Source organism: Collinsella sp. LCP19S3_C9 (assembly GCF_052121575.1).
In the GTDB taxonomy this organism is placed as follows: Bacteria; Actinomycetota; Coriobacteriia; order Coriobacteriales; family Coriobacteriaceae; genus Collinsella.
In genome coordinates this window covers 1-22,920 of sequence record NZ_JBQKDZ010000001.1, presented here as the reverse complement: position 1 = coordinate 22,920, position 22,920 = coordinate 1, and the positions used below count along the sequence as shown (strand labels likewise).

General features: G+C 59.3%; 15 protein-coding genes and 1 tRNA gene. 8 read left to right on the top strand and 8 right to left on the bottom strand.

Features of this window, described 5'->3' with window-relative positions; translation table 11 throughout:
- Positions 1-142: 142 nt before the first annotated feature.
- Entirely contained in the window at positions 143-2,671 is a 2,529-nt protein-coding gene (locus ACTQXI_RS00080; RefSeq protein ID WP_441535987.1) for a phosphoketolase family protein, read from the bottom strand.
- Between the two features lie 204 nt (positions 2,672-2,875).
- Positions 2,876-3,904, bottom strand: a complete 1,029-nt coding sequence (locus tag ACTQXI_RS00075; protein ID WP_441049278.1) for a LacI family DNA-binding transcriptional regulator — start codon at positions 3,902-3,904, stop codon at positions 2,876-2,878.
- 183 nt (positions 3,905-4,087) lie between these two features.
- Here ACTQXI_RS00075 and murB point away from each other — a divergent pair, with 183 nt between their 5' ends.
- Positions 4,088-5,050, top strand: a complete 963-nt coding sequence (murB, locus tag ACTQXI_RS00070) for a UDP-N-acetylmuramate dehydrogenase (RefSeq protein WP_441548103.1) — start codon at positions 4,088-4,090, stop codon at positions 5,048-5,050.
- A 217-nt stretch (positions 5,051-5,267) separates the two neighbouring features.
- Here murB and ACTQXI_RS00065 read toward each other — a convergent pair whose 3' ends face one another.
- On the bottom strand, positions 5,268-6,473 hold the full coding sequence (locus ACTQXI_RS00065; protein ID WP_427719726.1) for a PcsB-like coiled-coil domain-containing protein: 1,206 nt from the start codon (positions 6,471-6,473) through the stop codon (positions 5,268-5,270).
- 266 nt (positions 6,474-6,739) lie between these two features.
- Between ACTQXI_RS00065 and galE the strand changes: the two genes are divergently transcribed.
- The 3 genes from galE to ACTQXI_RS00050 all read left to right on the top strand — a co-directional run bounded on the left by galE (position 6,740) and on the right by ACTQXI_RS00050 (position 11,922).
- Entirely contained in the window at positions 6,740-7,801 is a 1,062-nt protein-coding gene (gene galE / locus ACTQXI_RS00060) for a UDP-glucose 4-epimerase GalE (RefSeq protein WP_154515134.1), read from the top strand.
- A gap of 207 nt (positions 7,802-8,008) precedes the next feature.
- Positions 8,009-9,526 (top strand): 4-alpha-glucanotransferase, encoded by a 1,518-nt coding sequence (gene malQ / locus ACTQXI_RS00055; RefSeq protein ID WP_441548102.1) that lies wholly within the window; start codon positions 8,009-8,011, stop codon positions 9,524-9,526.
- Positions 9,527-9,654: 128 nt separating this feature from the next.
- Entirely contained in the window at positions 9,655-11,922 is a 2,268-nt protein-coding gene (locus ACTQXI_RS00050) for a glycogen/starch/alpha-glucan phosphorylase (RefSeq protein WP_441548101.1), read from the top strand.
- Between the two features lie 374 nt (positions 11,923-12,296).
- On the opposite strand, the gene ACTQXI_RS00045 is transcribed toward ACTQXI_RS00050, so the two are convergent.
- The 5 genes from ACTQXI_RS00045 to ACTQXI_RS00025 form a co-directional block, all read right to left on the bottom strand.
- On the bottom strand, positions 12,297-13,496 hold the full coding sequence (locus ACTQXI_RS00045) for an ABC transporter ATP-binding protein (protein ID WP_154515138.1): 1,200 nt from the start codon (positions 13,494-13,496) through the stop codon (positions 12,297-12,299).
- A gap of 68 nt (positions 13,497-13,564) precedes the next feature.
- Positions 13,565-14,404, bottom strand: a complete 840-nt coding sequence (locus tag ACTQXI_RS00040) for a carbohydrate ABC transporter permease (protein WP_154515140.1) — start codon at positions 14,402-14,404, stop codon at positions 13,565-13,567.
- Entirely contained in the window at positions 14,404-15,258 is an 855-nt protein-coding gene (locus ACTQXI_RS00035; RefSeq protein WP_441548100.1) for a carbohydrate ABC transporter permease, read from the bottom strand. The genes ACTQXI_RS00040 and ACTQXI_RS00035 overlap by 1 nt, the downstream gene beginning before the upstream one ends.
- Positions 15,259-15,345: 87 nt before the next feature.
- A complete protein-coding gene (locus ACTQXI_RS00030) occupies positions 15,346-16,662 on the bottom strand; it encodes an ABC transporter substrate-binding protein (RefSeq protein ID WP_441062935.1) in 1,317 nt (438 codons plus the stop codon).
- 276 nt (positions 16,663-16,938) lie between these two features.
- Positions 16,939-17,658, bottom strand: a complete 720-nt coding sequence (locus ACTQXI_RS00025) for a GntR family transcriptional regulator (RefSeq protein WP_441548099.1) — start codon at positions 17,656-17,658, stop codon at positions 16,939-16,941.
- 210 nt (positions 17,659-17,868) lie between these two features.
- Between ACTQXI_RS00025 and ACTQXI_RS00020 the strand changes: the two genes are divergently transcribed.
- The 4 genes from ACTQXI_RS00020 to ACTQXI_RS00005 all read left to right on the top strand — a co-directional run bounded on the left by ACTQXI_RS00020 (position 17,869) and on the right by ACTQXI_RS00005 (position 22,639).
- Entirely contained in the window at positions 17,869-20,340 is a 2,472-nt protein-coding gene (locus ACTQXI_RS00020) for a PTS transporter subunit EIIC (RefSeq protein WP_441548098.1), read from the top strand.
- Positions 20,341-20,468: 128 nt separating this feature from the next.
- Positions 20,469-21,482, top strand: coding sequence for a polyprenyl synthetase family protein (locus tag ACTQXI_RS00015; protein WP_441049363.1), 1,014 nt, complete (start codon positions 20,469-20,471; stop codon positions 21,480-21,482).
- 138 nt (positions 21,483-21,620) lie between these two features.
- Positions 21,621-22,526, top strand: a complete 906-nt coding sequence (locus ACTQXI_RS00010) for a peptidoglycan-binding domain-containing protein (RefSeq protein WP_441055360.1) — start codon at positions 21,621-21,623, stop codon at positions 22,524-22,526.
- Between the two features lie 38 nt (positions 22,527-22,564).
- A tRNA-Gln gene (locus ACTQXI_RS00005) sits at positions 22,565-22,639 on the top strand.
- Positions 22,640-22,920 lie beyond the last annotated feature (281 nt).

Here is a 22,920-nt window from a genome sequence, read left to right as displayed (position 1 = left end):
AAAAAGAATCAGCCCCCGCATATCGAAACGGTCGAGAGGGCCGCCTCCGGGCGGGTGCCTTCCTCTGAGAAGTTCGCGAAGCCCACTTCTCAGAGGAAGACACCCGCCCGGAGGCGGCCCCAGCGCGAGACCGTCCCGGATGCTATTCGTTGTCGCCGGCAGTTAGCTGCGTTGCGGAGAGTACGCCGTCGGCAGCGGTTGCGGCTGCGGCGTCGGGCCAGACCCAGTCGGTAAAGGCCGGGTGATCGAAGCCCTCGTCGCACGCGAACTCAAAGGCCTCGGTGCGGAAGGCCTCCCACTCATCAATCTGCTCGGCAAACTTATCGGCGTCAACCATGCGCAGCACGTCGGCGGCCAGGGCCCAGCGGTCCATGTTGTTCAGGCGCAGCATGTCAAACGGCGTGGTCGTGGAGCCCTTCTCCTCGTAGCCGTGAACGCGGAAGGCATCGTGACCGGGACGGTTCCAGATCAGACGGCGAATCGTGCCGGCATAGGCGTGGAATGCGAAGAGCACGGGCTTCTCGCCGCGGCCAAACAACTCAGCCCAGCGCTCATCGCTGATGGCTTGGTCGTTCTCGCAGACGTTCTGGATCTTGAGCAGATCGACTACGTTGACAAACCAGACCTTGATGCCCAGCCCGCGCAGCATATCAGTTGCGGCCAGTGCCTCGAGCGTCGGCACGTCACCGCAAGTAGCGACCACGACGTCGGCCTCGGCGAGCGAGTCGGCAGTCGATGCCCACTCCCAAGTCGCTACGCCCTCGGCGAGCTCAGACTTGGCCTCGTCGACCGTCTGGAAGGTGGGGGCGGGCTGTTTGCCACAGAAGATGGCATTGACGCAGTCGGTGGACTGGTAGACGCGCTCGGCCACAGCAAGGGCCATGTTGGCATCCGCCGGATAATAAGCATTCACGACATGCGTGTCGTTGGCCTTGTTGAGCAGCAGGTCGATAAAGCCGGGGTCCTGGTGCGAAAAGCCGTTGTGGTCCTGGCGCCAGACATGGCTCGACAGCAAAATGTTGAGGCCGCTGATAGGAGCACGCCACGGAATCTCGCGCTTGGTCGCTTCGAGCCATTTGCAGTGCTGGTTGACCATGGAATCGACCACGTGGACAAAGCTCTCGTAGGAGCTCCACACACCGGAACGGCCGGTGAGCACGTAGGCCTCGAGGAAGCCCTCGCACTGGTGCTCGGACAGCTGCTCTACAACCTTACCGGAACCGGCCAGCAGCTCGTCGTTGGCATCGTCCTCGTAGAAACCGGCATCCCACTGCTTCTTGGTCACCTTATAGGCAGCCTGCAGGCGGTTGGACGCGGTCTCGTCGGGACCGAAGATGCGGAAATCATCCATGTTCTTGGCCAAAACATCGGCAGTGTACTCACCAAAGACGCGGGCGGCCTCGGTGGAGCCCCAGCCGTGGCCCTTACTTGCGACGGGGATCTCGTGAGCGTGAATATCGGGAAGCTCGAGCTCGCGGCGTACCTTGCCGCCGTTCGCGTTGGGATTGGCGCCGATACGCAGCTCGCCGGTCGGCATAAAGGCCGTCACCTCGGGGCGCACCTGGCCTTCGGGCGTAAAGAGCTCCTCGGGCTTGTAGGAGCGCAGCCACTCGCGCAGCACGCGGAAGTGCTCGTGGGTGTCCTTGGCACTCGCGAGCGGCACCTGATGGGCGCGCCAGGAGTCCTCGGTCTTCTTGCCATCAATCTGCTTGGGGCAGGTCCAGCCCTTGGGCGTACGGAACACGATCATGGGATAGGCCGGACGGACCACGGTCTCGCCCGCAGTGGCCTGAGCCATAGCGGTGGCCTTGATGTCGCAGATCTCATCGAAGACCTGCTCGAACAGGGCGGCGAAACGCGCATGAATGCTCGCGTGGCTCTCGTCGTCAAAGCCGGCGACAAAGAAATGCGGCTTATAGCCCATGCCCTCAAAGAACTTGGCGAGCTCCTCGTCGGACACGCGGGCAAGAATGGTGGGGTTGGCGATCTTGTAGCCGTTGAGGTGCAGGATCGGCAGGACGATACCATCGGTTGCCGGGTTCACGAGCTTATTAGACTGCCAAGAGGTCGCGAGCGGACCGGTCTCGGACTCGCCGTCGCCCACCACAGCCACGGCCAGCAGGCTCGGGTTATCCATGACGGCACCGTAAGCGTGGCTGAGCGTGTAGCCGAGCTCGCCGCCCTCGTGGATGGAGCCAGGCGTCTCGGGCGCAAAATGGCTCGGAATACCGCCGGGGTAGGAAAACTGGCGGAAGAACTTCTGCAGGCCGGCCTCGTCATTGGTAATGTCGGGGCGAATCTCGCGGTAGGTACCATCGAGCAACGACTGGGCGGTGCCAGCGGGGCCACCGTGACCCGGGCCCATCAAGAAGATCGCGTTCTGGTTGTGATCGGCGATGAGGCGGTTGACATGACCGAACAGGAAGTTGATGCCGGGCGTGGTGCCCCAGTGACCGACCAGGCGGTGCTTAACGTCCGGGCGACCAAAGTCGCGCACCTCGCCGGTTTTCTCATCGACAAAGTCGGGGCGCATGAGCGGGTTAGAGCGAAGGTAGATCTGACCGACGGACAGATAATTCGATGCACGCCAATACAGGTCGACGCCCTCGAGCTCGGAAGCCGGCACCTCGTGGCCCAGCTTTTGCCACGGCGTCCCCAGTGTTTTAGCCATTGTTTATGTCCCTCCGCTGTGCGGTCGCCCTCCAATACGGCAACCATTCGTTGGGACTAGTATATTTGCTAAAACGTTTTATCATGGTGAAAAAACGTTTTATCACCCTTATCAATCACATCGATCAACAAAACGCGACATTCACCTGCGGCATTGTCTGCCACAGGTGCTCCACATTCGGTCTCTGCAAATTGATAAACGTGTTTAGTTATGTTTAGTAAGCTCGAGCACGCTGCCCTTAACGATAAGCGCCGGCTCCAGGACGACCTCTTCGGCACGCCTACCGCCCCTACCGGCAAGACGCTTGGACATGCAGCCAAAAGCATGTTCCGCGAGGACACCAGGATCCTGATCAATGGCGGTCAGCGCCGGCTCAAAGAGAACGTCGGCCGCCGAGTTGTCATAGCTCACCACCGAAATATCGCCTGGGATGCTCTTCCCCATCTCGTGCAAACGCTTGAGCAAACCGAGGGCAATGTTGTCCGAGCTCGCGAATACGGCAGTGGCGTCGGTTGCGAGCACCGCCTCCGAGGCCTCGTAGGCGCTCGGAATGTAGTACTCGCTTTCAAACTCCAAACGCGCGTCGATAGGCAGGCCAACCTCGCGCAGCGCGCGCTCATAGCCGGCAAGTCGCTTGCGACCCGTATTGGAACGACGCGCATTAACCAAGCAGGCAATGCGACGGTGGCCCTGCTCAATCAGATAGCGGGTAGCCATATAGCCACCCATCTCGTGGTCGAACATCACCTTGTCGCACTCGAGCCCCTCAATGGCGCGGTCGACCATCACGGCAGGGATGGGTAGATGGCTGACCTCTTCGCGCAGGGCACGGTCGTCCGAGAACTCGTCGCCTACCACCAGGAAGACACCATCGACGCCGCGCGTCACCAGCTGGCGCAGCAGTTCCAAGTCATCGTCGGCGCTTCCGCCCGAGCTGGTAATAAAGAGCGCATAGCCGTCCTCGCGGCAGCGCTTTTCCAAGCTACCGGCAAGTGAGGCAAAAAATCGGCTCTCGATGTTGGGGACGATAAGACCCAGGGTGCGTGACTCGCGCATGACCAGGCTGCGCGCAATCTGGTTGGGAACATAGTGGTTGCGCGCCGCGACCTCCTTGATGAGCTTGCGGTTTTCTTCCGAGATGCGACAAGGCCGATTGTTGAGAACAAGCGAGACCGACGAGGGGGAAAGCCCCACCTCCTGGGCGATCTGCTTGAGGGTGACTTTGTTGGCCATCTCGCTCCTTCCGGGTTTACGCGCAATCTCTTGAAAGTATAGCGACTGCCCCTCTACCTCGATGATAAACACTTTACCAATCCGGTAGACGGCTGTTTTATCGCCGCCAGCGCACCAAATACGTCCAGGTGGGGTATATTGCAATCGATTGATGACAACGACCACCAAAAGGCGGATATTCGGATGCACGAGAACGACTTTTTTAACGAGGACCTGCTGTGCGCGCTCGCTGGCGTTGCCGGCGAGGACAACGTGTTGATGAGCGAGCCCATGCGCGAGCACACCACGTTTAAGATTGGCGGCCCGGCCGACGTCTTTGTCACGCCCGACACCGAGCAGGGCCTCGTCGCCACGCTCGATACCTGCTATCGCTGCGATCTGCCACTCACCATCGTGGGCAACGGCTCCGACCTACTCGTCGGCGACAAGGGCATACGCGGCGTCGTCGTAGCGCTAGGCGAGGGCCTCTCCGACATTACCGTCGACGGCACGCACGTTACGGCAGCAGCCGGTGCGCTGCTTTCGGATGTTGCGGCCGCGGCAGCCGAGGCCGGTCTCACCGGCATGGAGCCCATCTCGGGCATCCCCGGATCGGTCGGCGGCGCCTGCTACATGAACGCCGGCGCCTACGGTGCCTGCATGGCCGACGTGCTGGAGTCTGTACGCGTCTACAAGCCCGCCCGCATGCTCGACGACGGCACCCGCGGTAGCGGCAGCATCATCGAGTTCGATGTCGACGAGCTCAATCTGGGCTATCGCAAGAGCCGCATCGCCGACGACGGCTTCATCGTGCTTTCGGCCACCTTCAATCTCGCCCCGGGTAACGCCGCGATGATCAAGGCCGACATGGACGACTACCGCCAACGCCGCGAGGACAAGCAGCCGCTCGACATGCCGAGCGCCGGCTCCACGTTCAAGCGCCCCGAGGGCCACTTTGCCGGTAAGCTCATCATGGATGCCGGCCTGCGCGGCCATGCCGTCGGCGGCGCCCAGGTGAGCGAAAAACACTGCGGCTTCATCGTCAACGCCGACCACGCCACCGCCGCCGACGTCGACGAACTCATCCGCCACATCCAAGCAACCGTCAAAGACCAATTCGGCGTAGACCTAGAACCCGAAGTCCACCGAGTAGGCGAATTTTTATAAAAAGAAGGCCCCGAAAGGGGCCTTCACCATATTTATTCAGATAACCCAGTCCGGTGTGTCGTGCTCAGGACCCGTGAGGGCCGGGACAGTCCGAGAGGCATAAGGTTGATCGCGAGTTCCGCACGAGCCGGAGAGCACTTAATGTGCTCTCCGCGCGAGCAGGACTGCCCGAGCAGGCAACCTTATGCCTCTCGGACTGTCCCGGACCAAGCCGCAGCTACGACAGCGCAATACCGCCGAGCCAGCCCCAGCGCACACCAGAGCCAGTGCCGTAAAAGCTAATGAACGAGTCAAGCGACCTCGACGTGATGGCGCCCTCGTTACTCATAACGATGCCGCCGCCAACATAGATGCCCACGTGTCCGTACAGCAGACCCGGCATACCGGTGCCACTGTGCGACGAGTCGGCCACGATCATGCCCACCTGCAGCGCCGAACGATCGGAGCTGTAGCACCAGGCGTTAAACATGTCGCACGCGTTGCCGCCAAAGTAGCCCACGCCGGCGTTGCGGAAGACGTTGGTGACCCAGGCGGCGCACCAGTTTAGGCCAGGCGAAGGCGTGGAGTAGCATGCGTTGACGACAGCCTGCTGCTTGCCCGAGCCGGCATTCTGTTGCGGATTTCCGGGCGCATACGATCCGCCACCCGAGTTTGAACCACCCGAGTAGGAATTGTTCTTGTTTGCGGCAGCCGCAGCAGCGGCAGCCTTCTTGGCAGCCTCCTCAGCCTGGGCGGCAGCGAGAATCTCGGAATCGCGCTGAGCCATGAGCTCCTTGACGTCGTCGGAGAGGCCGTTCAGAACCGTCTGGACCTCTTGCTGCTTGGCCTGCATGTCCTGCATCTGGGCAGTCTGCTGGTCCTTAAGCTTCTCCAAGTCGGCTTTTTGCGACTCGAGCTCGGACTTCTGCGTATCGAGCTCTTTCTGGATGGTCTGGATATCCTCGATGGCGTCGCGGTCGCTCTTGTTGATCTTCTCAACATAGTGCGCATTGGCGACGAGCTCCTCAAACGAGCCCGAGGCGAGCAGCAGCGACAGGATGTTGGTGCCGCCCGACTTATAGTTGGCGGAAACGCGATCGGAAAGATCGCCGCGCTTCTTTTTGAGCTCGGCCTTCTTTTCGTCAATCTGCGCCTGCGTGCTGTCAATCTGGCCCTGTACGCTCTCGATATCGTTGAGGGTCTGGGCGTTCTTGTTGGCCAGCGCCGCGTATTCATTTGCGATGCTGTCGAGCTGGGCCTGGACCTCGTCAAGCTGAGCCTGGGCCGCATTGAGCTTGTCGGTGGTTTCCTTGGTGGCCTCCGCAGCATGGGCGCGAGCGGGCAGACCAAAAAGAACGGCTGCAGAAGCGGCGCCGAACAAGGCCTTGAGGGCAGTGCGACGCGAAAGCTCCTGGGAAAGGATGGAATCGCTGTTTGGTGACATATCTACTCCGTTACATGTTTATTTATATGTCGCTCAACTCATACATATTAGCGTACATCCGACGCGTCCCAACGATTTCCACGAACGGCAGCAAACCCCATGGTCGGCGACTCGTATGCAAACGTCAAAGTCAAGGTTATGCCCACGCCAAACTTTTCCATGAGTACGTTAGCATGTTCGTCTGCTTTTCCTGCCCTGCACGTTTTGGGTGCCCCTGCCTGCGCTATACTCCCTCAGGAAGTGTTCCTGATTCGATAGGAGACTACATGTCCAAAGCACTCGACCCCAAAGACACCTGCGTCCTCGTAACCGGTGGCGCCGGCTTTATCGGCTCGCACACCGTCGTTCAGCTGCTCGAGGGTGGCTACCAGGTCGTCATCGTCGACGACCTCTCCAACTCCAGCGCCGTCGCCGTCGACCGTGTCAAGACCATCGTGGGCGACAAGGCCGCCAAGAACCTCACCTTCTACGAGGCCAACGTGCTCGACCGCGATGCCATGAACAAGATCTTCGATACCCATCAGATCGACCGCGTCATCCACTTCGCCGGCTTTAAGGCCGTCGGCGAGTCGGTGAGCAAGCCCGTCGAATACTATCACAACAACATCGAGAACACCCTGGTGCTCGTCGACGTTATGCGCAACCATGGCTGCAAGTCCATCATCTTCTCGAGCTCCTCGACCGTCTACGGCGATCCGGATAACCCGCCCGTCACCGAGGAAGACCCCAAGAAGCCCGCGACCAACCCCTATGGCTGGACCAAGTGGATGATTGAGCAGATCCTTATGGACGTTCACACCGCCGACCCCGAGTGGAACGTTGTGCTGCTCCGCTACTTCAACCCCATCGGCGCACATCCGTCGGGCCTGATCGGCGAGGACCCCAAGGGCATCCCCAACAACCTGGTGCCTTATGTCGCGCAGGTTGCCGTGGGCAAGCTCGAGGCCGTTCAGGTCTTTGGCAACGACTACCCCACCCCCGACGGCACCGGTGTGCGCGACTACATCCACGTGTGTGACCTGGCATCGGGCCATGTGGCCGCCCTCAACTGGATGAACGGCAAGACCGGCGTCGAGATCTTTAACCTAGGCACCGGCACCGGCACCTCGGTGCTCGAGGTCGTCGCCGCCTTCTCCAAGGCCTGTGGCAAAGAGCTGCCCTACGTGATTCGCGAGCGCCGCGCCGGCGACATCGCCGCCAACTGGTGCGACGCTTCCAAGGCCGAGCGCATGATGGGTTGGAAGGCACAGTACGACATCGCGGACATGTGCCGCGACAGCTGGAACTGGCAGAGCCACAACCCCAACGGCTTCGCCGACGCCGAGTAGCAAAAACCTACACACCGTTCTTGCCCCGATCTCACGATGTGAGACCGGGGCTTTTTCATGGCATGTAACCATTCGCCGAAAATCGACCAACTTTTTTATCTTGCCTATACATGTTTAAACAACATGTATACAATAGGTGTATCGAATCAGAACATCGGAGGCGGACTGCACACCCATCGGCAGGCCGACCCCACAACAAGAAGGTTGGTGAGCGCATTCATGGAGCGTGCAAGCGGCGTCCTCATGCCCGTCTCATCTCTGCCCGGACCATACGGAATCGGCGGCTTTGGCTGGAATGCCTACGACTTCGTCGATTTTCTCGCCTCGTGCAAACAACATTACTGGCAAATCCTGCCCCTTACGACGACCAGCTATGGCGATTCGCCCTATCAGTCGTTCTCGGCCCGCGCAGGCAACCCCAACTTGATCGACTTTGCCGAGCTTATCGAAGCCGGCTATCTGGAGCAGCGTGACATCGACGGCGTCTTCCTTGGTTCCGACCCCAGCAACGTCGACTACGGCGCCATCTTTGTTGGCCGCCGTCAGATTCTCGATCGAGCCGCTGAGCGCTTTGCTGCCGACAAGCCGGCCGATTTCGACGACTTTATCCAGGCAAACGAGGACTGGCTCCTTCCCTACTGCGAGTTTATGACCGTGAAGGAGGAGTGCGGACTCAAAGCCTTTTGGGAGTGGCCCGAGGAGCTCCGCCGCCGCGGCGAGGCATCCAGCAAGGTCTGCGCCACCCATCCCGAGCGCATGCTCTACCACCAGATGACGCAGTATTTCTTCGATCGCCAGTGGAGCCGCCTCAAGGCCTATGCCAACGAGCACGACATCCTGATCATCGGCGACCTGCCCATCTATGTCTCGCGCGACTCCGTCGAGATGTGGGCCATGCCCGAGCTCTTTAAGATCGACGCCGCCGGCAATCCCGTCAGCGTCGCGGGAACGCCGCCTGATCAGTTCTCGGCCACCGGCCAGTACTGGGGCAACCCCATCTATGACTGGGATGCTATGGAAGCAGACGGCTTCTCCTGGTGGGAAGACCGCGTCCGAGCCGCCCTCGACATGTACGACATCATCCGTCTGGACCACTTCCGCGGCTTTGAAGCCTTTTGGGAGGTGCCGTTCTCCTCTCCCGATTCGTCATATGGTTCATGGACGCAGGGACCCGGCCTCAAGCTCTTCAAGGTGCTCAAGGAAAAGCTCGGCACGCTTCCCATCATTGCCGAAGACCTGGGCTTTCTTACCCCCGGCGTCATCGACATGCGCGACACCACGGGCTTCCCCGGCATGAAGATCCTGCAGTTTGCCTTTGAGGGCAGCAACTCCTACTATCTGCCGCACAACTACATTGCCAACACCGTCGCCTACGTCGGAACGCATGACAACGAAACGGCACGCGGCTGGTATGAGGGAACGGCCACCCCGCGTCAGCGCGAGCAGGCGGCCCTGTATACCCACCAGCAGGCAGGCGAGTCCATGGCCGACGCGCTCAACCGCACCATCGCCGCCAGCGTGAGTGACACCTGTATCTACACCATGCAGGACCTGCTCAATCTGGGCAACGAGGCGCGCATTAACACCCCCGCCACCCTGGGCGGTAACTGGACGTGGCGCATGCTTGATGGCGCCATCACCCGCGAACTCGAGCGCAAGCTCACCGACTGGACCGAGACCTACTTCCGCATCCCGTCGGAAGCCGAAATCGAGCTTCCCCAATAGGAGCCACCGCGCCCGACCCCACCCCACCGTGTGGACGCGACCGCTTTTCCCGCGCGAGGCCATCCCAATCCCTCGCGCGGGCTTCTTTTGAATTTCTGACATGTAGTCGACTCACCACAGGAGGAAACATGCCCCGTATAAGCCTCGCAGAACTCGCCGAGCAGTCCTTTGGCACCTCGCTCGAGCAGCTCGATGACCGTCGTATTTATAAGCTGCTGGTCAAGCTCGTGCAGGAGCGCTCTGCCGCCTGTCCGCTCAACAACGGCAAGAAAAAGCTCTACTACATCTCTGCCGAGTTTTTGATCGGCAAGCTGCTCATCAACAATATGATCGACCTCGGCATCTATGACGAGGTTAAGGACCAGCTCGTCGCCGCCGGCCACGACCTCAACAAGATCGAGGAGTTTGAGGTCGAGCCTTCGCTCGGCAACGGCGGCCTGGGCCGCCTGGCCGCATGCTTCCTGGATTCCATTGCCACGCTGGGCCTTACCGGCGACGGCGTGGGCCTCAACTACCATTACGGCCTGTTCCGCCAGCGCTTTGCCGACAACCAGCAGAAGGCCGTCCCCGACGAGTGGCTCGGCGAGCAGGACATCCTGATCGATGAGGACCGCTCCTACACCGTCGAGTTTGGTGATTTTGCCGTCACCTCCAAGCTCGTCAACATCGATGTGCCCGGTTATGGCCAGCCCACCAAGAACCGCCTGCGCCTGTTTGACCTGGCAAGTGTCGACGAGGGCCTGGTCCCCGGCAGCTCCATCGACTTCGACAAGACCAAGATCGCCAAGAACCTCACCCTGTTCCTCTATCCGGATGATTCCGATGAGCAGGGCCGCCTGCTTCGCATCTACCAGGAGTACTTCATGGTGAGCAATGCCGCCCAGCTCCTGATCGACGAGGCCGTAGAGCGCGGCAGCAACCTGCACGATCTGGCCGACTACGCCGTGGTCCAGATTAACGATACGCACCCCACCATGGTCATTCCCGAGCTCATCCGGCTGCTCACCACCGAGCACGACATCGAGTTTGACAAAGCCGTTACCATCGTGCGATCCATGGTCGCCTACACCAACCACACGATCCTTGCCGAGGCGCTCGAGAAATGGCCGCTCACCAGCCTGCAGAAGGTCTCCCCCGCCATCGCCGACATCATCGTCAAACTCGATGAGATTGCCAAGGCCGAGCATGGCGACCCGCGTGTCGCCATCATCGACGAGTACGGCACCGTCCACATGGCCCACATGGACATTCACTTTGGCTTCTCCATCAATGGCGTCGCCGCCCTCCACACCAAGATCCTGGAGGACACCGAGCTTCACCCGTTCTACGAGATCTATCCCGAAAAGTTCTCCAACAAGACCAACGGCATCACCTTCCGCCGCTGGATCCAGGGAGCCAACCCCGCACTTGCCAGCCTGCTCGACGATGCAATCGGTACCGATTGGCGCAGCACCGGCGACCTGAGCAAGCTCGCCGAATTCGCCGACGACAAGGACGTTCTTGAGCGCCTGGCCGCCACCAAGGCCGAGGCCAAGGCCATCATGCGCCAGTTCATGGCGCTCGAGCAGGGCGTGACCATTCCCTCCAACGCGATCATCGATGTTCAGGTCAAGCGTATCCACGAGTACAAGCGCCAGCAGATGCTCGCGCTCTACATCATCTGGAAGTACCTCGACATCAAGAACGGCAATAGACCTAAGCACCCCGTCACCATCATCTTTGGCGGCAAGGCGGCACCTGCCTACACTATCGCCCAGGACATCATCCATCTGATCCTGACGTTGTCGCAGTGGATCGCAAACGATCCCGACGTGGCTCCCTACCTGCAAGTTGTCATGATCGAGAACTATAACGTCACCGCTGCCGAGCGCGTGATTCCCGCCGCCGACATCTCCGAGCAGATCAGCCTGGCCTCCAAGGAGGCGAGCGGCACCTCCAACATGAAGTTCATGCTCAACGGTGCTTTGACCCTGTGCACGCTCGACGGCGCCAATGTCGAGATCGCCGAACTCGTGGGCGACGAGAACATCTACACCTTTGGCGCCTCGTCCAAACAGGTCGAGCAGCTCTACGCCGACGGCAGCTATAACGCCGGCGCGCTCTACCGCAAGCCCGGTATTAAGCTACTGGTGGACTTTATTACCAACCCCGCCTTTATGGCAACGGGCAATGCCGAGCGTTTGCAGCGTCTGCACGACGACATTAAGGGCAAGGACTGGTTTATGGCCCTGCTCGACATTGAGGAGTACATCCAGACTAAGGAGCGCGTGCTGGCAGACTACGAGGACCAGGACGCTTGGATGCGCAAGGCGCTGATCAACATCGCCAACGCCGGCACTTTCTCGTCCGACCGCACAATCTCCCAGTACAACGACGAGATCTGGCACCTAAGCTAATTTCGCTTCCATTACCCATCCTTTTGAAAGCGGAGTCGCGGCAACGCGGCTCCGCTTTTTGTGCCCTCGTGTTACCCGCGACCTGCCTCGACCAAAAAATCTCGGCCTGTAACAACTAGCCGGCATAATTGGGTCAACCTGTTACAGAATGAGACAAACAGAATTGTTCCGGGAAACCGTCTCAATCTGTAACATCTAGGCCCAATTTGGCCCTCCTCCTGTTACAGATCGAGACAAACGACCGGCCAGACAGCCCCAGCACAAAGAAAGGCTCCCCTCTCGCTCAGCGGACGAGAGGGGAGCCTTATATGTGACTGCGGCAAAAGGATGGCAAAACCGCAGTCGCCCAAAAGGAGGGCCTGATTGAATCGGGCCTAGATAAGGTTCTTGCCAGAGACCTTATCGAAGAGGTGGGTCGCATTCTTCTCGAACTTGAACCAGATGGGGTCGCCGGCCTTGAGCGAACCCCTGGCCTCGAGGTCGACGACCGGGATGATCAGGACAAACTGGCCGTCGGGAGACGTCACATGAACGTGCTCGGTCGAACCCATGAGCTCGGTGACCTCGATGGTGCCCTGAAGCGCACCCTCCTCGCCCTTGTCGGCAAGCAGAATCTGCTCGGGACGAACGCCGGCCGTGATCTCCTTCATGTCCTCGCCGTCCCAGTTAAGCGCAAGCTGAGCGCAGGTCTCGGGGGCCAGCGCGACATTCATGTCGTCGGTCTTGACGGTAAAGCCCTCGCCCGAGCGCACCAGCTGGGCATCGAAGAAGTTCATCTGCGGCACGCCGATGAAGCCGGCGACAAAGATGTTCGCGGGATGGTTGAAGACCTCCTGCGGCGTGGCGATCTGCTGAACAACGCCGTCCTTCATGACCACGATGCGGTCGCCGAGGGTCATAGCCTCGGTCTGGTCGTGGGTAACATAGATGAATGTACCTTTGATCTCGTGGCGAAGCTTAATGAGCTCGGCACGCATCTGGTTACGAAGCTTGGCGTCCAGGTTGGACAGCGGCTCGTCCATCAGGAATACCTTGGGGTCACGCACGATGGCGCGGCCGATGGCAACGCGCTGACGCTGGCCGCCCGAAAGCGCCTTAGGCTTACGGTCGAGGTACTCGGTGATACCCAAAATCTCGGCAGCGGAGCGAACCTTGCGGTCAATCTCGTCTTTGGGGACCTTCTTGAGCTCAAGCGTAAACGCCATGTTCTCGTACACCGTCATGTTGGGGTACAGAGCGTAGCTCTGGAACACCATGGCAATGTCACGGTCCTTGGGTGCCACGTCGTTGACGCGCTTGCCGTCGATGAGCACGTCGCCCGAGGTAATGTCCTCCAGGCCGGCAACCATGCGCATCGTCGTGGACTTACCGCAGCCAGAGGGACCAACGAGGACGATAAACTCCTGGTCGTGAACAGTGAGGTTGAAGTCCTCTACAGCGAGCACGCCATCCTCGGTAACCTTGAGGTTGTGCTTCTTCTCCTCGGTCTTCTTCTTTTTGCCAAAGAAGCCCTTCTTTTTGGACTCGTTGTTGGGATACACCTTCTGAACATGTTTGAGAACGATCTCGGCCATGTCTCTACCTTTCGATACGCGGCGCCACGCTGAGGGGCGCCGCAGAAACTTGCAAAACAGTTACGGCATCAGCCCTTGACGGCACCTGCCACCACGCCGTCGATGATGTACTTCTGGCAGAGGATGTACATGAGGACGATGGGGACAACGACCATCATGATGCAGGCCATCATGGGGCCGAGCTCGACGTGACCGTAGCCGCCGCGGAAGTACTGGATCAAAATAGGAATGGTCTTGTACTTGGTGGAGTCGAGGGTGAGGTAGGGCAGCAGATAGTCGTTCCAGACCCACATGGTCTCGAGAATGCCGACCGAAAGATAGGTGGGCTTCATGATGGGAAGGACGATCTTAAAGAACACCTGGACCGGGTTGCAGCCGTCGATCATGGCCGCCTCCTCGATCTCGAGCGGGATGTTCTTAACAAAGCCGGCGAACATAAAGACCGCCAGGCCCGCGCCAAAGCCAAGGTAAATAAAGCAGATGTTGAACGGCGTGTTGAAGCCGATGCGGTCCGCCAAATTGGACAGCGTGAACATGAGCATCTGGAACGGTACGACCATCGAGAACACGAACAGGTAATAGAAGAAGTTCGAGATCTTGCTGTTGACGCGCACCACATACCAAGCGCACATGGAGCAGCACACCAAGATCAGCACGACCGACGTGACCGTGATGATGAGCGAGTACATAAACGCCGAGGCAAAGCCCTGCTCGTTAAGGGCGTGCACGTAGTTTGCAAGGCCGTTGAACGTCTCGGGCGTGAGCAGATCGAATGCCGTGGTGGTGCTGATTGCGGTCCCTTTCTTAAAGGAATTGAGCGCAATCATGAACACGGGGTAAATCCATGCGAGCGACAGGATCGTAAAGAAAATCGAGAGCGCACGGTTGATAGCCTTATCGCGTTTCATTACTGCTGCACCTCCTTGGACCTCGTGGCCTTAAGCTGGATCATGGAGATTGCTACGACCAGGATGCAGAAGATAACCGCCTTGGCCTGACCGATGCCCTGCCATGCGATGCCAGCACGCGAATAGAACGTGTTGTAGATGTTCAGGGCGAGCATCTCGGTGGAGTGCGCCGGGGCGCCACCGGTAAGGGCGAGGTTCTGGTCGAACAGCTTAAAGCCGTTGGTGATGGACAGGAACAGGCAGATGGTGATCGTCGGCATCAGGTTGGGGATCTTAACCTTCCAAAACGTCTGCCATGCCGTAGCGCCATCGACCTTGGCGGCCTCGATGTAGTCTGACGGAATGGACTGCAGACCGGCGATGTAGATGATCATCATGTAGCCGACCTGCTGCCACAGGGTCAGGATGACAAGGCCCCAGAAGCCAGCAGCAGAGTTAAGGGCGATAAGGTCGGCACCGATGTTGGAGAGCAGGCAGTTGATCAGAATCTGCCAAATGTAGCCCAGCACGATGCCGCCGATCAGGTTAGGCATGAAGAAGATCGTACGGAAGATGTTGGTGCCCTTGAGCGCCTTGCGGGTGAGCGCCTGCGCGATGGCGAGGGCGATCACGTTGATGAGCACCGTCGACAGGAAAGCAAACGCCACCGTAAAGAAGAACGACGTGGCAAACTGCGGATCGGACAGTGCACGCACGTAGTTCTCGATACCGACGAAGTGCGTGTTGTTAATGGTAATAAACTGGCAGAACGAGAGATAGAAACCCTGGATAAAGGGGATCACGAACCCGATCATAAACGCCAGGCACGTGGGCAGCATAAAGAGCGGCCACCAGCGCTTGAGTGCTTTGCCCATAGAAGGGTCCTTTCAATATGCAGGGGGCGGGCAAACCGACGTCTGCCCGCCCCCTGTCGCTAATCAGATAGCTTGGGCAGCAACTGCTTACTCGGAAGCAGCCTTCTCGGTCTTCCAGCCATCGACGAAGGCGTTCTTGACGCCGTCCCACTTGGTGTTATCGGCAGCATAGGCAATCAGAGCCTGCTTGAGGTTCTTCTTCCACTCCTCAGAGGGGATGTAAACGAAGTCCCAAGCGACGGTCTTCTTGCCGTCCTTAGCCATGGCAACAGCCTGCTGCGAGAAGACGTTGGTGGTGTCCTTGGCGCTCTTGAACGGGGCAGTCAGACCCATCTTGTCAGCGATGATGCTGGTGGCAGTGTCAGAAGTGACGCACCAATACATGAAGTCCTCGGTAGCCTTCTGGGCATCCTCGGAAGCCTGGGAGCTCACGCACCAGTAGTTCTCGCCGCCGGAGCACAGGCCCTGGTTCTCCTCGCCGTCGACACCGATGTAGATGGGCATCATGCCAATCTGATCGTCGGTCATACCGGCCTTGATGAGGTCGGCGTAGGCCCAAGAGCCGTTCTGATAGAAGACGGCCTTGCCGGTTGCGAACTCGTTGGAGGCGTCGTCGCCGGTCTTGGAGGCAAGCTGCGAAGGATCGCAGGTGGAGTCGGTGATGTACAGGTCGAAGATCTGCTTAAAGTTGTCGAGATACTCGCCCTTAATCTCGTCATCCTCCTGGTTGTGCTCCTTCTCGAACTCGTAGTAAAGCGGGAGGTTGGCGAGGTGGGTGGTGTAGCGCCAGCTGGAGGAGTCATCCATGCCGGCGGAAGTGAAGGCACCGTCAACGCCAAGCTCGTCCTTGCGGGCCTGAATGTCATCGGCGCAAGCCTTCAGCTTGTCGAAGGAGTTGATGTCCTCGGCCTTGTAGCCAGCCTTCTCGAGGAGCTCCTTGTTGTAAATGATGCCGTAGCTCTCCTGGACCCAGTCGATACCTAGATCCTTGCCGTCGGACTGCAGAGCCAGGGAGTCGTCGACGAGCTCACCGCGGACCTTGGTATCGGACAGGTCGGCGCAGTAGTCCTTCCAGTTCTTAAGACCGGTGGGGCCGTTGACCTGGAACAGGGTCGGAGCGGAGCTCTTGGACATCTCGGACTTGAGCTTCTCCTCGTAGGTGTTAGAGGCGGCGGTCACGATCTTGACCTCGACGCCCTTCTCCTCCTTGTATGCCTTGGCGATCTCCTTCCACTCCTTGTCGACCTCGGGCTTGAATTGGAGGAAGTAGACCTCGGCAGCGTCACCAGAAGCAGAGGAGCCGGAGCCGGCGGAGCCACCGCAGCCCACGAGACCCAGGCCAAAGACCGTGGCCGCGGAGCCAGCGAAGCCCAGGAACTGCCTTCTGCTCATTTCGTTCTTCATTACAATCCACCCTTTCACACCGTGGCGGCACCCTTTGCCGCCGCCTTCGGAGATTGGTTCGGGGACTTTGCCCCTTTTTCTGATTTGTACAATACGCTATTTGGCTAGTTGTTTGAACAAGTATTGTTAGAGCGGTAGAAAAACTTCGGTGAACGGTTTTTAATACATTCGTACTTGACAAATATTGTCTAAACAATTAAAGCGCCCCGTGCGGCCGATATCCCATCGACCGCACGGGGCGCTTCATATCGAAACGCAAGCTTATACGTCTGTTACCTATCGCTTGGAATTGATGCGGTAATGGAAGATCTCGGGGTGTGTGCGAGCATGCGTCACCTCAAACAAGATGCCGTCCGAGGTGTACGACTGACTCTCCATGACGGCAACGCAGTTGTATTTGCCGAGGTCAAGATAGCTGCAGTCTTCATCGTTGGCGAGCTCGACACTCACCGTACGGCGACTCGCCATCACTTTGATGCCGCGCTTGTGCTCCAGATAGTCGTAGATAGATTCTGCCGCGATCTCGGGGGTCAGACCCTTGGCAATCGACTCCAAAAAGTAGCCATGGTCCACTTGGCGCGCGCTGCCGTTGAGGCTTCGGACACGCACTACGCGAATCAGCTCCTCGCCCACCTTAAAGCCCAGGCGACGAGAGAGCTGCTCGGTGCAGACCAGATGTTCAAAGGACTTAACGTCCGTCGATGCAACGGCATTGTTGCGCTTTGCAAATTCGCCAAACGACTCGACTTCCTCGAGTGCGCCCAACATGTCGGTATCGCCCTTGAGCCAAATGACGCGTACGCCCTTGCCGTGTATGGGCTGCACAAACATCTCGTCGGCCAGCATGCTCAAGGCGCGGCGGACGGTATTGCGCGTGCAGCCAAATTCCGCAGTCAGCTCGGCTTCGGTTGGCAGCATCTCCTGAAACGCATAGGTCCCGTTAATGATGCGCGAACGGATCTCGCGGTAGATTCCTTCGTAAATCGCTTTTGGCATGGCTTCACCTCTACATCTTCTTGCTGGCTAGGCACGATAGCATTTCTTGGGGTTGTTTAAACCGATTATCGGTAAAGCGACAGTATTGTAACCGTTGGCGGCTTCTGTCGTGCCCAAATCGGTCTCGTTCAAAACTGCCGACACGACAATCGTCTGGTCCTCTACAATGAATCCATTGTTTAAACGTTTCACCACCTGCAACGCACCTCGATGTTCGGGAGGCAGAACATGCTGCAGAAAATCCAACGCTTTGGCGGGGCAATGTTCGCGCCCGCCATGCTGTTTTCCATATCGGGCCTTATGGTCGGCGTCTCCGCCCTCGCAACGTCTGCGGACATCGTCGGCGACCTCGCCGTATACGGAACCCCTTGGTATATTTTTTGGGCTATCATCCAGCGCGGCTCGTGGACGGTCTTTAAACGCCTCCCACTGCTTTTTGCCGTAGCGCTGCCCATCGGCCTTGCCCAAAAGCAACCGGCGCGCTGCTGCTTCGAGGCACTCGTGGCCTATTTTGCCTATTGCTTCTTTTTGAGCGAGATCATTAAGCTGAGCGGCGACAACCTTGGACTTAAGTACCCGTCGTCTTTGACCTCCGCCAGCGGCATCACCGTCATCGACGGCATCAAGACGCTCGACACCGGCATTATCGGCCCGCTGGCGGTATCGGCCACCGTCGTCGCCATCCATGACCGCTTCTACGATGCCAAGGTTCCCGATTGGCTCGGTACTTTCTCGGGCTCCTCGTTGGTCTACCTCATTAGCTTTTTTGCCGTATTCGCCCTTGCCGCTATCTCGGCCGCCATCGTGCCCATCGTATACGCAATGACCGAAACACTGCGCCATGCACTTACGGGCGTCGGTCCCTTCGGCGTGGGCGCCTTTGTGTTTTTAGAGCGAGCACTCGAGCCCGTGGGGCTGCATCACCTGCTCTACATGCCAATCTACTACGACAATTTGGTTATTACCGATGGCATCTACGCCACGTGGACCAACTTGCTTCCCATCCTCTCGCACAGCACGCGCCCCCTCAACGAGCTAGCGCCCTGGGCTGGTTTCACCGCCACCGGTTGGGTCAAGCTTTTTGGTCTTCCCGCCATCGCCGTAGCGTTCTACACCACGGCCAAGCCCGAACGCCGTGCCAGCCTCAAGGCCATCCTTCTGCCCGCCATCGTCGCCTCGATGGTCTGCGGCGTCACCGAGCCGCTCGAGTTTCTCTTTATGTTCACCTATCCCGGACTCTTTTTGCTCTACGCCGTCCTATCCTCCTGCCTTGCCATGGCCATGAACTTCTTTGGCGTCGTCGGCATCTTCTCGGGTGGCCTTATGGAGATGGCTGCCTTCAACTTTATCCCGCTCATGCGGACGCATGCCGGCTCCTACCTTTTGGCACTCGGAATCGGACTCGTCTTTAGCGTCATCTTCTTTCTGAGCTTTCGAGGTCTTATCCTGGCCTTTGACCTTAAAACCCCGGGACGCGAGGACTACATTGCCAGCAACACGGCGCTCTCGCGCTTGACGGGAAACGACGTTGACGAAAAGCGCTTATCCGAAGCCGGCGCTTCCGACTGCCAGGCATCACAAGATCGTCTGCTCGCCGAGCAGGTTGTGGCGCTTCTGGGCGGCGTCTCCAACATTGTGGGCGCAACCAACTGCGCCACGCGGCTGCGCGTCGAAGTCGCGGACCCTTCTATCGTCGCGGACAACGCAACCTTTGTCGCAGCGGGCGCCAAAGGCCTCATCGTCACCGGCAAGACCGCCCAGGTAATCATCGGCGTCTCGGTCCCCCGCGTCAAAGAGCACTTTGATCAGATTATGGGACTCGAACCGGGTTTTGCATTTGCCACCCCGCTTTCTCATGCCGCCGATGACGCCAAAAAGCATGGCAATATCTGCTTCTTCGACATCGACGGTACGCTTGCCTGGCAAGATCCCAAACTTGCCCAAGAGCTCCCCGAGGGCGAGCGAGACCTTTCCCCCTATCCCAACGAAACGGTTGCACAGGCAATTCGCACGTTTGTCGCCAACGGCAACAAAGCCTTTATCTGCACGGGGCGCACCCTCAGCTGCATCCATCCCAAGCTGCTCGAGCTGCCGTGGGCGGGCATCGTATGTCTCGCGGGCGGCTACGCCGAACTCGAGGGGCGCATCGTACGAAATGCGGCCATAAACCCCGGTCTGCTACAGCGCCTCGCCCCCTATCTCGAACAATCGGGTGAGGTCATTCGCTTTGAGGGCATCGATCGCGTCGTGCGCATGAGCGCAGATGCCCCCGAGACGTACGGATACGCGCGCACCGTGGGCGACGCCGTCACGCAACTCAAGCACTACAACGCTTATAAAATTCTTATGTCCACACCGCTCGCCAACCGCATCGCCCAAGATGGAGAGCTTGGGCCTCTGCTCTGCCTCAACGAGCTCGAACTCGAGGTCACGGAAATCTCGCCTCGCGAGTGCACCAAACGGGCCGGAATCAAGGCCGTGCTTGACGCCCTGGGGCCAGATCACGGCACTGTGTACGGCATCGGCGACGCAAGCAACGACATCGCCCTCATGGAGGCGGTCGATGTTGGCGTCGCCATGGGCAACGCGCCGGACTTCCTCAAGGAAAAGGCCGACTACGTCACCGACAGCTTCGACCACGACGGCGTCGTCACCGCGCTCGAGCACTTTGGACTTATCTAGCCGCGCCTCTTGCCGCATTTGCGACAACATGGCTCAATCGTCTTCAACCGCCGCGCTCGATGCCCTAATGTGGCAATATGTTGTCTGCATAACGCAACGATGCAACCTAAGAAAGAATGCGAGAACCCGTGTCCAGTCCGTTTACCAGCTTTTTAGCCCAGCATTTTGACCAGATTAACGACTATCTGGCCACGTTCTTTGACGGACAGGCGACCTCTGCCGATATCGAGCGCTACCTGTATGGCCCGCTCTCGGCATTTACGGCCAATGCCGGCAAGCGCCACCGGCCGCTCATCTGCATGCTCGCCGCCACCGCAGTAGGCGGCAGCTTTGAGAGCGCCCGAAGCGCGGCGGCGGCCATCGAGCACTTTCAGTCGGGAGCGCTTATCCATGACGACATCGCCGACAACGGCCAGCTGCGCCGCGGCAAGCCCTGTATGCACCTTACCGAGGGTACGGGACTTGCCATCAACTGCGGCGACCTAGCGCTCACCATGGTTACCAAGACGGTTCTCGACGACCCCACGCTCGAGGCAGACGTGAAGCTCCGCGTGCTCCACGAGCTCACCGAGATGATCGTTCGCACCATCGAGGGTCAGGCGCTCGACCTGGGCTGGGTCCGCGATGGGCGCTTTGACATCTCGGTCGACGATTATCTGGACATGGCGACGCACAAGACCGCGTACTACAGCGGAGCCACGCCACTTGCCGCCGGAGCCATTATCGGTGGCGGCAGCGAAGACCAGATTGAGGCGCTGCGTGCCTTTGGCCTGCACACGGGCCTTGCCTTTCAGATCCAAGATGATCTGCTCAACCTTATTGGCACCAAGGAGGCCGCCAACAAGGACTTCCGCACCGATATCACAGAGGGCAAGCGCACGCTCGTCGCCGTGCATGCCCTGTCAGACGAGCGTTATCACGACGAAGTCGAGGCGATCCTTTCCTCGGGCACCGAGGACCCCGTGCAACTCGCACGCGCCGTGGAGATCTTCCAGCAGACCGGCTCTGTCGATTTCGCCCACACTTACGCACTCAACCTGACTGCCAAGGCCAAGGCCGCTATCGAAGGTGTCGAGCTCGACCCGCATGCACGCGAGCTGTTCGACTCCATGGCAGATTTCTTTGTGGAGCGCCTTAACTAGCGGGGGTTATAAAACCTGTCAGCAGCGCATTTGGGTACAACTTGCTACACTGTTGAGTGCATGTTTATGCAACCCTTTGCGTTGTCTATCCGACACACGCTCAAATAGTACGAATGGTACGCCGAAAGGGGTTCGTTCATGGAACCTATCACAACGGGCATGCAGGGAGCAGCCGTCGAGGACGTCCAGTCCCGCCTTCTGCAGCTCGGCTATACAATCGATGACGCCGAGGTCGCCGACAAGCGCTTTGGCACCACCACCGAGCAGGCTGTTGGCACCTTTAGGCTCGACAGCGGCCTTGCCGCTGGCTACGCCGTCGATATCCCCTGTTGGAGCGCCCTGGTAGACGCCTCGTATAAGCTGGGCGACCGCACGCTTTATCTGCGCATGCCCAATTTCCATGGTGCCGACGTTCGGGCCCTGCAGAGGGCACTCAACGTTTTGGGTTTTGCCTGCGGTGAGGACGACGGCTACTTTGGCCCGCACACCGAGGCGGCCTTGCAGCAGTTCCAAGAAAATGTCGGCCTGTTTGCCGACGGCATGGCATTCCAGGATACCTACGCCTATATCAACCGTCTGCATCACGTGTGGGAGGGCAAACCCTCGGTTACCGAGGCCGAGTCGCGCATCGGCTTTGCCCGCGCCGCCAACGTGCTCGAGCGCTTCCAGATTGCCGTCATTGGTGAGGACCCCATTGCACGCAGCGTTGCATCGCGCATGTGGAACATCGCCACGGCGACGACCGACAACAGCGGCATGATGCTTTGCGATTCCGAGGTCCCGACCGACGTGGACCTGGTACTCGAGATCGCAAGCGATGAGCTGCCCGCAGATGCAGCGCCGCGCGCCACGATCGCCCTTGCCGAATGTCACAACCTGGCGCAGCGCATCCGCACTGCCAATGTCGCCGCGCAACAAAAGCCTGCACGTATCCGCATTGAGCTCACGGGCATGACGCGCTACAACGGAACCTTCACCGCAAGCGACGCCCAGACACTCGCCGTACGCCTGCTCGATGGCGTTTGCGATGCCCTCGCAGATTAGGTAAACTAGACGAGCTGCTTTTGGGCAGCACCACACATTGGGACGTAGTTCAACGGTAGAACTCCGGTTTTTGGTGCCGGCTGTTGGGGGTTCGAATCCCTCCGTCCCAGCCAAGGTAACTGAGCGCCCCGGGCTTTCATCAGCCCGGGGCGCTTTCTTGTGGGCATGCGGAGGGATCCGAACCCGCAAGGGTGCGGAGCTGAGGAAACGCGAAGCGTTTTCCAGCGCAGCACGCAAGGAGCGGAGCGACGCAGCGGGGCGCGGCCGCCGGAAGGCGGACGCGGAATCCCTCCGTCCCAGCCAAGGTAACTGAGCGCCCCGGGCTTTCATCAGCCCGGGGCGCTTTCTTGTGGGCATGCGGAGGGATCCGAACCCGCAAGGGTGCGGAGCTGAG